Here is an 11,867-nt window from a genome sequence, read left to right as displayed (position 1 = left end):
AGAAATAAGTTTGCAGAATCAATAACAGCAGAACGTGAGGAAGTTGACGCTTATATCCCACGAAGCTGAAGACTTCGGGGTTTTACGCTCCTTCCCATAAACTATAATATTTAACTTTATTTATGGAGGTTTGATAATTGTGTTTATTCGACAGGCCAAAATTGAAGATGCTGATGAAGCTGCAGAATTAATCTGTATGGCCTGGGAAGAGTGTGCTTATGTGCTGGTGGGTTCTACGAATCGGAAAGCTGTGCAAGAGGTTATTAAAAAGTTCTATAAACAGCCTGATAATATTTTGAGTTATCAAAATATAGATGTTGCCGAGGGACGTAATGGTATAGCAGGTTTAGTTTTGTCCTTTCCCTCAGACCATTTCCCACGCTTGAATAAATTATTGGTAGAAAAACTTCCAAAATTATATAAATCCAATGCCACGGATTACCGCGGAAAAGTAATTCCCATGTTAAAAACAAAAGAGGCAGAGCCCGGGGAATATTATATAGATTCACTTGCCGTTTATCCACAGTACAGGGCCTGTGGGGTTGGGAGCAGATTGCTAAAGGCAGCAACTCTCAAATCTCATAAACTTGGCATTTCCAGGACCTCATTGATTGTTAAACCCGAGAACACAGAAGCTCTAAAATTATATAAAAAACATGGCTATTCTGTAAGAGGGAAGTTGAAGCAAGCGGGTACAAATTTTGTGAGCATGGTTAATGCAATCAATCGGCCTGGAAATTCAAGCAATAAAAAAGGTCTCATTCAGTAAAGTGCTATTGTTTCAAGCTTGAGAGTTTTTGAACCTTATTCGAAGCCAAAATTGAAAAAAGGATACAGTAAGGTTTTTCTATTCTAGCTGGCAAGTGCCGGTATCACTGGCCAGGTGCTGGTCGGTCCGCAGCAGGTGTTATTGGGCTCTTGATGGTCGGTCTGCGACCAGAGCCCACTAAAAGCAGGAATAGTCAAACCCCTCACCTCAGTAATAGTAGTTGAGCACCCACAATTTTCCATTTCTGTTTCTGATCTTCTACCGTTTTCAGCTTCTTTGTTGTTTTATTTATAAAGTCTGTGGCACCTGATATGAAATTTTCATTTCATAGTACACAACGTGGATATACCGGGCCGGGATTTGCAAATTCGTTAGCAATACCTGCCAAATAGGACTTGAAACTGAAATCCATTTAGTAAAAATCCAGCGGCAACGACCGAATTAAATATTAACTATTATCACCTACTAGATAACAAAATATATAAAAAAGTTTTATAAAATATGAGGACTTATATGAATCGGTTTCATGGAATAGGTTTTGTGAGTATTATACACGTTCTCCAGTTTTAAAAACGGTGTTCGGAATGCCTAATGGAAAAACTCATATAAAAGTAAATATTACGCTGCTGCTTGGTATATTGCTAAGTTTACATATAAATTATATAAAATCGAATATTCCACCGGAATATATTGAATTTGACACTATAGCAATATTTTCATTTGCACTTATATTTGGGACGTACTATCTCAGTCCTGATCTGGATATTCAAAGTGATCCCTTCAGAAGATGGGGAATTCTTAAATATATCTGGTGGCCTTATCAAAAAATTTGTAAGCACCGTGGAAAATTGCACCATCCGTTATTAGGCCCTATCATCATAATTTCAACTGTAGGTTTATTCATCATAGCACCAGTTGTCAAATTGTTCAACTTAGAAATTACTAACATCCCGACAAAATATATTATTTCATTATTAACTGGAATCGTTATTTCTATTGAAGCACACATAATTACAGATATAATATACACTAAAGCAAAAAGAAAATCCACTAAAATAAAAAAGAAACTAAAAAATATTCGCACCACCAAATCATAAATTTCTATATTCTATTTTCTACATTCTATTTTCTACATTCTATTTTTTAGTCAGTTTTTATAGAATTCCATACCAGACGGTTGTTGGTGGAATATAATGTTTACTCTTTATAGTGGGCTTTTCGTTGGATTGATCATTGATTATTAACATGAGCCGATAATAAAAAACAAAAGTTTAATAGAAAGAAAAGCATATGTCCAGATGTTTCCAAACCATCAAAAACCCTGATTTTCTTGTATTTATAAAAGGTTTGATAATTTTCCAGCAAGAATTTTAGCCCCGAAAAAGAGCTCATTTCAAGCCTTTTCTGGCCAAACGCCGGAAATTTTTGCCCTATTCGCGAGCAAGATCCACTAAAACAAGGATTGAAACATACAGACCTCAAGCCTCGCAGGCGCAAATACAATATTCGCGAGCAAGATCCACTAAAACAAGGATTGAAACTATTTATGACGATTGTAAATATAATTGCTACCATAAATATTCGCGAGCAAGATCCACTAAAACAAGGATTGAAACATAAAAAATAAAGGATATAAAGATGGGAAAATAGGTATTCGCGAGCAAGATCCACTAAAACAAGGATTGAAACTTGCGGCTTCTGCTGAGTCTTCAAGGTTGAGATAAAATTCGCGAGCAAGATCCACTAAAACAAGGATTGAAACAAAACCATTGCGCGCCCGATCCAGCAAAATCCGTACAGGATTCGCGAGCAAGATCCACTAAAACAAGGATTGAAACTTAGGAGGCTCGACCGGGGCAGATTCAGTAACGGCATTCGCGAGCAAGATCCACTAAAACAAGGATTGAAACATCAAGAGGCAGTTCCATGTGGTTTCGCTCATAACATTCGCGAGCAAGATCCACTAAAACAAGGATTGAAACAAAAATTTTCGTAAGTTTTTTTTCGTTTTTAGGAAGATTCGCGAGCAAGATCCACTAAAACAAGGAGTGAAACCCTGGCACTCAAGGATAAGAGCGGTCAGAAAAGTAAATTCGCGAGCAAGATCCACTAAAACAAGGATTGAAACAAGAATGGCTCGCGTCTGAACTACTTTTTATCGTAAGATTCGCGAGCAAGATCCACTAAAACAAGGATTGAAACTATTTACGCTCGATACAATACTCCCTAAACGTTTTATATTCGCGAGCAAGATCCACTAAAACAAGGATTGAAACCCCAGGCCGCGTTGCCCCGGGGGCCAATGTAATATTCGCGAGCAAGATCCACTAAAACAAGGATTGAAACATCCAGACGGGCTTCGTCTGCCTTGTATTCTCCCCAGGATTCGCGAGCAAGATCCACTAAAACAAGGATTGAAACATACAAATGCCAAACGGGTGACCAAAGAAAGTTTTCATTCGCGAGCAAGATCCACTAAAACAAGGATTGAAACTCTTCCTGTATTTCCATTATCCCGACAATGCCTCTGTCGAGAAGTAGCTTCCATAAAAAATGCTAAAACCAAAACCTAAAATAACCCCCAAAGTAATTATTTACAAGGGAGAATAGTCATGACCAGCGAAACCGAAACTCCAGAATGTTGCCCTCGATTTGACCCCGCCCCCTGGGATGGAAAAGTCTTTGATTGGAACAATAAAAGGTTCATCAAGGATTCCGTTACCACACAGAATTACATGCCCCTGAACTTCGGGGAAGTAATAATGAGGATGAACGAGAAAGTTGCCAGGGCTGGTGCGGAAATGCCTGACGGGCTCTGTCTGTCGGACCATACCTCCGAAAGCAATATGGACCTCTATCTGGCTGTTGACAGAGAGGTCGATGGGGCTGAAAATCTAACCCTGAGCGGGAAGTTCTTGAGCAAAGTGTACGAGGGAGATTTTGAAAAAACAGGGGAATGGTGTGCGGACTTTGAAGGCTATGCAAAAGGCCGGGGGCTCGAAATCAAGAAATGGTATATGTGGTACACTACCTGTCCCGCCTGTGCCGAAAAATACGGGAAAAATTATGTTGTTATCGTTGCCGATGTTTAAAATAAAAATAGAGTGATAATAGTACCGGTTTACGTCTATTCCAGGTATTATCTTTAGGAGAAATTAGCAAAGAAATGTACTTAAAATAGTCCTCTTGAGCTGGGGTTTCCCACACAAAGAATTTCACCTTAAATTCAAATGGTCCATTGAATAGTGGAAAGTCTCATTTTTCTAAAGTGTTTTTTCGGATAAAAAAGGAAATAAGGTGTGTTTTCTCCTTATTTGAAGACATTGAACTTACATTTTAAGCATAATCTCCACGATTGCCTGCAGCAGGAGATAATTTAAGTGAATTAGCAAGCTTTCACAGGTTATTCATTTTATATCTGATCAAACCAGCTATCGAATGCAGCAGAATTCCGGTAAAAGCCATAAAAATCCCGATGAAAGTCAGCAGCAACATCAAAACAGCAGTCTCGAGATTAAAGTTTCCATCAGGATAAAAGGTTTGTACATGATTAAGGTGTATATACAACCCGACTGCTACAAGAGTGAAACCTGGCAGAGTAAAATAATACAGCGGGCTATTAAATTCCATCTCGTGAAAAATGTTTAACAAAACATTCGGACCATGCCCTAAAGGATTTTCCTTTGAGCAGTTTACATCACACACTTGAGTCACATTTTGAAGCGTAAGATCACCTTCCAGGTCATCAAAGAAATTATTGCAAACTTATGGAATTGAGCTAATTTTCTGGATGAAGAGACTTCAATATATAAAAATCCATCTAAAGAATTAGATGTGAATAAAAATGTATCAACTGGAGAACATAGAAGAGCACGGAAATCTCTGTTCAGATACGTTCTTTATTCCGTATTTTCCGTGCTTTCAGTGATATAATTCAATCCATTTTCTCCAAAAAAAGAATTCTGGCATATAACTGTAGAATAGATTTCACTAACCGGAGTGCAAGAAACTCTTTCTCCTGGCCGATGGCAGAAAAAATATATTAAAAAAGAATTGAACCCCCCGTAAAACCTGATTCTTGCCCCTGAAGGAGAGGACTTACTTTTTAGCTTTATAAAGCAGATTAACCATATACATATAAACAGGTGGTTAAGCAACTAACCAGTCATTTATAAACAGGTGGTTAAGCAACTAACCAGTCATTTATAAACAGGTGGTTAAGCAGCTAACCAAAATATGGAAGGATTAAAAGTTATTTCTTTGTCTCCCTTCCTCTACCCACTTTTTTCTCAGTTTCCTCTCCTTTTGGTCCTCTCCTTGTCCGTACACTTCTCTCAGTTCTCTCTCCTCTTTGCTCCCTTCCCTGACCCCAACTTTTCTCAGTCTTCTCTTCTTTTGGTTCTTTCCTCGTCCATTCGCTCTTCTTAGGCCCCTCTCCTCTCTGGTCTCTTCCGTATCCCCGACTTTTCTTAATTATCTCGCTTGTTGGCTCCCTCTTTGTCCATACGCTCTTCCTGACTTCCGGCCTTCCCTCTTCTCTTTCATCTTCATCTTCGTCTTCATCGTCATCCAGATCGAATCCTAGTTTTGAGCTTAAGGAATTTCTGGCTTTTCGGGCTTCGACATAGTCCGGATTGAGCCTGATGGCTCTATCAAGGGCTCCGAGGGCTTCTTCACCTTTTTCCAGACCGGCGAGAGCCAGGCCTTTGCAGTACCAGGCTTCCGCAAGATCGGGCTTTATTAAAATGGCTTGACTGCAGGGCCCAAGCGCTTTTTTATGTTTGCCGAGCTTGAGGTGGACCATTGCTTTTCCGACCCAGATCTTTGCATTGTCCGGGTTTATTTTGAGGGCGGCATCATAGGCTATTGTGGCTTCCACAGGCCTGTCCAGGTTGTAGAGAGCAAAGGCTTTGCCTTCCCAGGCACGGGAGAGGTCCGGGTTTATTTTGAGGGCGGCATCGTAAGCTATTATGGCTTCTTCGTATCTGCCGAGGTCAACGAGGACTGAGCCTTTTGCGTTCCATGCACCCGCGAGTTTAGGATTGGCAGCAAGGGCTTTTTCAGAAGCTTCAAGGGCTTTTTCGTGCTGTCCGAGCCTGCAAAGGACTGAGGTTCTAAGGTTCCAGGTCTTGTCGCTGTTAGGCTTTATTTCAAGCAGCCTGTCAAAAGCCTGCAGGGCATCTTCATCCCTTTTGAGCTGAAGGAGCACGAAACCTTTTTCGTAGAGGTAAGCAGGATTCGAAGGTTCGATTTCAAGAGCTTTTTCAAAGGCTTTCAGGGAATCGCTGTACATCCTGTGCCTTAGAAACACTGCGGCTTTGCCTGCCCAGGCGGCTGCATCCCCAGGGTTATTCTGAAGTGCTTTATCATAAGGAGCAAGTGCTTTATTCCGGCGTTCATAGGCTGTGTCACCAGCATTATCGGGCCTGCCTCCACCTTTCAGGGGAGTTCTGCCTGTCTTGCCTGTCTTGCCAGTCTTACATGTTTTGCCTGCTCTGTCTGGCCTACCTGTCTTGCCAGTCTTACATGTTTTGCCTGTTCTGTCTGGTCTACCTGTCTTGCCTGTACTGCCTGGTCTACCTGTCTTGCCTGTACTGCTTGGCCTACCTGTCTTGCCTGTACTGCTTGGCCTACCTGTCTTGCCTGTACTGCTTGGCCTACCTGTCTTGCCTGTACTGCCTTTATTTTTGTTAAAATCATTTGCCATAGTATCGGTCCCGTGTAATTAGGTTTAGAGTAACTCTTTTTTGCAATGAGAATTCGGTACACACCCAACCTCCCCTGATGGGCGGCAAATTCTCCGAGAAATCTAATTTCAAACTCCGTTCTCGTATTTCAAACTGATCCTGTTAACCTATTCCTGCTAACCTATTCCTGTAAATCCATTTCAAGCGGAGGATATTCGATATAGATCCGGAAACGAGAAGAAACCTTCCCGGCAATTCCGAAAAAGCCGAAAATAGCAGATATGGGTAGATAATTCTCCTGTAAAATAAAGAGGTAAAGCCCAATATTAAATGCACCCTTATATAAACCTAGACCCGAATTCTGAAAACCCGGATCCATTTCATGCATCTTCGGTTAAGTGAGGAATCATGATAATTACATCCATTCCCACAACATGGTTTTCAGGAACAAACTCTTCTAAGTTTAATGGAAGTAAAAATTGCTGTTTTTGATCGTACATTTTGAACATTTTTCAAATATGGATAGATAATGTAAGATAGCCTGTCTATCTGACATTTCTTTTTTTCCATTTTTATTTCAACAAAAGGTAGTTTTCATGTACAGCAGCTAATTATTCTCCTCTCAGCTCAAGCCCTACTTTAACTCCCCTCATAACCGCTTCAGTAATCTGTTTTCCAAACTCCGTACTTGAGCCTGCATAAGGGATTTCCTTATTTTCCTGATTTCCAGGATCAGACCCTGAGGAACCCGTTTCATAGGCAACGATTACGGCATCCGTATTCGTGCCCAGGAAAGTGTATCCTTTTTCAAGAAGCGCAAGCCCTTTAGCTTCGGTGGCTGTGATGATCGCACCGAAGAGAGCTGTTTCAGATAGTCTTGCTTTTGAGATTAGAATTATGTTTATGGTTCCTACCTTTGCTCTGAATTCCGAGCCGTTGCTTACGCCAGCGGTTATAAAGGCTGTTAGATAGTCGTCTTCAACGACCTGGAGGTATTCCATTTTGACAGCTGTAAGGAGGCCGAAATTGGCTGTTTCAAGTCCCAGTTTCAGGGCTTCTTCTTTTACGAATTCCCGAGGGTCAGGAGGGTTGAAGGTCCTTGACACCTGTTTGTTGAAAAGATAGTTTACCCGTGCGCGGCCACCATTTAAGCCTGTGCTCACGGCTTCGAAATCGCCTTCGATTACAAGAGTGCTGTCTTTTACGTAGTATCGCATATAATGATCACGTTTTTTCCAGAGGATAATATGCTTAATGGTACCTCCCGAGATAATACTTCCCGAGATAATACTTTCAAGGATAATACATTCCAGGATAATACTTTCAAGGATAATACATTCCAGGATAATACTTTCAAGGATAATACTTTCAAGGATAATACTTTCAAGGATAATACTTTCAAGGATAATACTTCCCTATCAAATCTGGGGGGAAGGTTTGGAAAATGAAGTCGGCGGACCACAAGTTTAGCGGGGGAGCGTGTTACATTTTCTCTATTGCTTTCAGACAGTTCTTTGCTTCTCTCAGGAGATACTTTCTGTAACGTGCATTCCATTTTAATATGGCAATTCTCAGCAGGCCATAAGCCATGTAAAATGGGATAACCCTGGTTATTTTATGAAATTCTTCTTCATCTCTGCTGTAATGCTTCAGGAAATGACGAATATATGGCTCTGCCCTCTGGCTCGATCCTTTCCGCGCAAAATAGTGCTTTAGCTCGGCGCAAAGTATCCCGATGTCACATGCTAAATGCCCATGCCGGGATGCCAGTTCAAAATCAAGAAGAAATGGTCTTCCCCTATGGAATATATAGTTTACAGGGGTGGAATCATTGTGGGTCATACAGCCGCTTTCTCTGTCCAGCAGGGGACTCTGCCGCCATTTTTCAAGCAGATGTTTATACTTTTCTTTTTCATGCCGGTCTATTTTGAGATGCTTCAAAACATAATTAAATTTTGAAAATTCATTCTCTTTATCATAATATGTCTGCGTATTTTCATGAAGCTTTCTTAGCATACCTGCCACAAGTTCTAACTTTTCCTTAGGCTCTTTTCCGTGCTCAAAATACCAGAATAAAGACCTTCCAGGCACGTATTTGCTGACCAGGACGCAACAAAAATCGTTATGTATTGCGATCGGTTCCGGGACGTCAATTATTTTTCTGGCTTTTTTAAGGTATTCATATTCCTTTTTCATAAAAACGTAACTATCGTATTTTTTGATCATTCCCGTGGGTATTGCAAAAAATTTAGCTACAACACTGAACCCTTCCCCTTTAAACTCATATCTGCAGACCCTGTGCGATGCATTACTGAGTTTAAAGATACGGACTTCACAGTTTTTATTCCGTATTCTATCCCCGAGCACCTCGATAAGCCAGTCCCTGAAAACATGGCCGGGCTTTACGGTCCTGACGTATTCAAAGGATGCCAAGAAATCTCCCAGCATTCATTTTGTTTTGTATCCTGAAATTATTTGGCATATTGAAAAAAATGTTTGCATTGTTCAATAATGGATATCGTCGTAGTCTGGACAAAGGTAGATTCCAAAAAACCCGTTTTCGTTGTGAACGTTCCCACTGGACAAACCCGCTCGGTTACAAGTCCTTCAGGTATTTTTGATGAATACCTCCGAGCAGGTTCATGGTATTATGTTCAACAGGATACTTTGAAATCCGGTTCTGAGTACAGAATCAAATACTATTGGAAATCTAATGGACCCGGACTTGAATCAATACCTGATAGCGAAGCTCCGGAAATCTGATACAAAGCTTCATTCATTGATTATCGGTAAGAAATATTCTTGCCTGAAGGGTGTCGACCAGATATAAGAAATTATCAAGAATCGTTTGCAGATTTTGCTTTTATTACCGGAAATCGACACCTTCTTCCAGCCCGAGGACGGATTGAAAAAAATGGCTCTTCAGCCGGGCAGCCTGTTGCACACCAATTGAGAGCCCATTTACCTGGAGAAAATTGCTTTTCTGACAAGCCACTCCTGTGTTTCAGGGTCATGTAGAGCACAAACATGTTGATCTTTTAAGTTTAGGGAATTTGTTCATTACTTGATAGGGAAAACAACGAACGGGATCTTTTTAGCCCTGAATTTGGGGGGGTCAGAGAGTTGTGATTCGAATCCACAAAATCCTTCGATTCTAGATCTTAAGTCCAACTGCATACAAATATTTATATATTTAGAGAGATGTTATTATAATTACTTAAATTGTGTGAACAGACCTCCCGCTTGAAATGTGCAATCAGGCGGGAAAACCCCAACAAAATATCTTTTTTATCTCTTTCCCTTGCTTGAAATTACTTTTTAGGAAAAAGAACAATTAAATTTTGATAGCTTCTAAAATAGGGAACAAATCAGGAGCACATGTGGATGTAGATATGCAGGTAGATTCGGAGAAACAACCCGGAAAAGATTTTGGCTCAGGCATGACCTGTAAACCACAAGAAAATTAAAAAAAATGATGTAAGAGGTGCGATTCGAACGCACGAACTCCTACAAGACCAGGCTCTAAATCTTCTCATAGAGGCTTACAGGTATCCAGCAGTTTATTTTCCTCTTCTCTTCAGGCATGTATCGGATTAAATTTTTTATGATATAGTTGTATCCTTTTTGGGTCCTTTTGTATCCAGTTCAGTGAGAACACAGGCAAATTACTTTTATACCCCTGCCTTGACAGACATCAGTCTGCCCTGGAGGGGTAGTTTACCAAGGATTAACCTACGAAAAGGAAATTCTCGAATTGCCATGGATCGGGATCGGGTTTCACAGCTGGATTTTCTTTGAAAAATACTTTGCGATTTTTAAGCGGTGTCCAGTCCGAAGGTGTGGAAATAAATTTTCCAAGATACGGTTTGGCAATATCCAGGACAAAATCGTGAGGTAAGTCCTCAGGTGTTTTAATACCTTCTCGCGGATTTTCAAGCATCCAGAGTATAGCAGCAACAATGCCTGCAGCTACCTGAAGAGTAGTAGCATTCTGACCGGGAGCAAGGGGTCTGGCCTCTTCAATGCTCAATGAGCTCCCGGTCCACCAGGAATTATAAGAATGGCCCATCAAGAGTGCCCCTATTATGTCCTCGCCGGACACGATTTCATTTGTCATAATCCTGAGTCTGGGTTGAAGCTCATAATTTCGGCCTCGCAATTCGCAAAGAGAAGAAAGTGTATCATGACAGGGCATATAAGCATAATGTACGGTAGGCCTATAGACCGCCTCTCCATCTTCCCGAACAGTTAACAGTTTTGAAAGGCCATATGATTCGCCATGACGGATCGCCATACCTACAATTTCTTCATCCGGTATCCACGATCTGACCCATGTATTCATGCCCATCTGGGGCAAGAAAATCATATTTTTCGGTCCGTAAGGAGGTATATGTGCCAGGGGCGGCAGTTTGCTCTCATGCGTTCCCCAGGCTATTTCAACAGGAGCTGTTCCTTCTTCTCTCAATCCTTCAATGCTCCATGTCCCTACGAATTCATTAACTTCCTTTGCCCGGTTTGCTACTTGAGTATCTCGCTCGCTACAATGGATCACTCTGACTCCCAGTTTCTGAGCCAGGCGGGCAAAATCCCTGTTCTTTGCAAGGAGGGTAATTTCCTGTTCATCCTCAGGAGAGACTTTCTTATCAGCACAGGTGCAGGCGGCAATATCCAGCAAGCCTTGCTTTACGAAATGAGTTATCAGGCCAGGATTTGCGCCATGGTCAACAACAGCAGTCGGTGCATCTTTCCAATCACGGGAAAGTTCACGTAATCTCATTTGCCGCAAATAAAGAGATTTTTCCAATAGACTTCTGGTCAAAAAATCCTCAGTAGGATCCCATACTTCAACCGAAGTGTTAACGTACAATACATTGTGATCATGGCACCACTTAAGGATGTCATTAGCACCTATATTCCACGAAAGATCAATGATCAAGCCTTCATTTTCCATATATTGTGACAAAACTTGATCCAAATTTGTAGGGGTAATCTTTTCACAGACAAATCTTAATCCTTGATTAGTATATTTTTTCAGGGCTTTTGATTTGTCTTCAAAATCAATTAAGGTAATGTTTTCTAGCGGAACATCGAGTTTGTCCAGTAAAATGGGTAGAGTACATTGTGAAACTGAGCCATAACCTATAATGAGGATTTTATTGGAAAACTTTTTTTTCATAGGATTCGTAAACGCAAGACATTGATATAACTTTTCGCCTAAATACGGCCCGACTTATTTAAAGATATATAGATGTCCTTGCCTGAAAAGATAGTAATCTTGCATATTCTCAAAAAATCTGAACAACTTTCATCCCAAAATCCGGACCACTGGTTAAGAGACATTATTTACAAAACAGATCGGTGCAAATGTGAAAAGTTAAGTTCCGAATTAAAAAATATATAATATAAGTGAT

10 protein-coding genes and 1 CRISPR repeat array are annotated in these 11,867 nt (G+C 40.7%); of the genes, 6 read left to right on the top strand and 4 right to left on the bottom strand.

The genetic code is table 11. From position 1 onward, the window contains the following. The first annotated feature begins 139 nt into the window (after positions 1–139). From EO93_RS16395 to EO93_RS00410, 3 genes are all read left to right on the top strand, one after another. Positions 140–769, top strand: a complete 630-nt coding sequence (locus EO93_RS16395; RefSeq protein WP_052734250.1) for a GNAT family N-acetyltransferase — start codon at positions 140–142, stop codon at positions 767–769. Positions 770–1,353: 584 nt separating this feature from the next. After that, positions 1,354–1,866: a metal-binding protein gene (locus EO93_RS00420; protein ID WP_048160523.1), complete on the top strand. Its 513-nt coding sequence runs from the start codon at positions 1,354–1,356 to the stop codon at positions 1,864–1,866. A 335-nt stretch (positions 1,867–2,201) separates the two neighbouring features. Beyond that, a CRISPR array of direct repeats spans positions 2,202–3,263; the repeat unit is 37 nt; unit sequence ATTCGCGAGCAAGATCCACTAAAACAAGGATTGAAAC. Between the two features lie 118 nt (positions 3,264–3,381). Then, positions 3,382–3,861, top strand: coding sequence for a hydrolase (locus tag EO93_RS00410; RefSeq protein WP_048160519.1), 480 nt, complete (start codon positions 3,382–3,384; stop codon positions 3,859–3,861). Positions 3,862–5,021: 1,160 nt separating this feature from the next. Here EO93_RS00410 and EO93_RS00400 read toward each other — a convergent pair. Beyond that, a complete protein-coding gene (locus EO93_RS00400) occupies positions 5,022–6,476 on the bottom strand; it encodes a tetratricopeptide repeat protein (RefSeq protein WP_082107509.1) in 1,455 nt (484 codons plus the stop codon). A 591-nt stretch (positions 6,477–7,067) separates the two neighbouring features. Then, the gene (gene cbiZ, locus EO93_RS00390) at positions 7,068–7,673 is read right to left on the bottom strand and encodes an adenosylcobinamide amidohydrolase (RefSeq protein WP_048160513.1); all 606 of its coding nucleotides are present in this window, start codon (positions 7,671–7,673) and stop codon (positions 7,068–7,070) included. A gap of 37 nt (positions 7,674–7,710) precedes the next feature. Between cbiZ and EO93_RS00385 the strand changes: the two genes are divergently transcribed. After that, positions 7,711–7,926, top strand: coding sequence for a hypothetical protein (locus EO93_RS00385; protein ID WP_156161185.1), 216 nt, complete (start codon positions 7,711–7,713; stop codon positions 7,924–7,926). A gap of 12 nt (positions 7,927–7,938) precedes the next feature. On the opposite strand, the gene EO93_RS00380 is transcribed toward EO93_RS00385, so the two are convergent. Next, positions 7,939–8,889, bottom strand: a complete 951-nt coding sequence (locus tag EO93_RS00380) for a phosphotransferase (protein ID WP_235284060.1) — start codon at positions 8,887–8,889, stop codon at positions 7,939–7,941. Between the two features lie 78 nt (positions 8,890–8,967). Here EO93_RS00380 and EO93_RS17110 point away from each other — a divergent pair, with 78 nt between their 5' ends. Together EO93_RS17110 and EO93_RS18375 are read left to right on the top strand one after the other, a co-directional pair. Next, complete coding sequence (locus tag EO93_RS17110; protein WP_156161184.1) at positions 8,968–9,219, top strand: hypothetical protein; 252 nt, start codon at positions 8,968–8,970, stop codon at positions 9,217–9,219. A 578-nt stretch (positions 9,220–9,797) separates the two neighbouring features. After that, the gene (locus EO93_RS18375) at positions 9,798–9,923 is read left to right on the top strand and encodes a hypothetical protein (RefSeq protein ID WP_255350184.1); all 126 of its coding nucleotides are present in this window, start codon (positions 9,798–9,800) and stop codon (positions 9,921–9,923) included. Positions 9,924–10,183: 260 nt separating this feature from the next. Here the strand turns inward: EO93_RS18375 and EO93_RS00375 are convergent, their stop codons facing one another. After that, on the bottom strand, positions 10,184–11,632 hold the full coding sequence (locus EO93_RS00375; RefSeq protein ID WP_048160507.1) for a saccharopine dehydrogenase NADP-binding domain-containing protein: 1,449 nt from the start codon (positions 11,630–11,632) through the stop codon (positions 10,184–10,186). Positions 11,633–11,867: the final 235 nt, after the last annotated feature.

Source organism: Methanosarcina sp. 1.H.A.2.2 (genome assembly GCF_000979975.1).
Lineage (GTDB): Archaea > Halobacteriota > Methanosarcinia > Methanosarcinales > Methanosarcinaceae > Methanosarcina.
Note: the sequence above shows the minus strand (reverse complement) of the source record. Positions and strands in the feature narration are given on the sequence as shown.

Bases quoted from the DNA above. Each gene is read 5' to 3' on its own strand.
- cbiZ (WP_048160513.1), bottom strand. From the start codon at position 7,673: ATGCGATACTACGTAAAAGACAGCACTCTTGTAATCGAAGGCGATTTC.
- EO93_RS00420 (WP_048160523.1), top strand. From the start codon at position 1,354: ATGCCTAATGGAAAAACTCATATAAAAGTAAATATTACGCTGCTGCTT.
- EO93_RS00375 (WP_048160507.1), bottom strand. From the start codon at position 11,632: ATGAAAAAAAAGTTTTCCAATAAAATCCTCATTATAGGTTATGGCTCA.
- EO93_RS00385 (WP_156161185.1), top strand. From the start codon at position 7,711: ATGGTACCTCCCGAGATAATACTTCCCGAGATAATACTTTCAAGGATA.
- EO93_RS00400 (WP_082107509.1), bottom strand. From the start codon at position 6,476: ATGGCAAATGATTTTAACAAAAATAAAGGCAGTACAGGCAAGACAGGT.
- EO93_RS00410 (WP_048160519.1), top strand. From the start codon at position 3,382: ATGACCAGCGAAACCGAAACTCCAGAATGTTGCCCTCGATTTGACCCC.
- EO93_RS17110 (WP_156161184.1), top strand. From the start codon at position 8,968: ATGGATATCGTCGTAGTCTGGACAAAGGTAGATTCCAAAAAACCCGTT.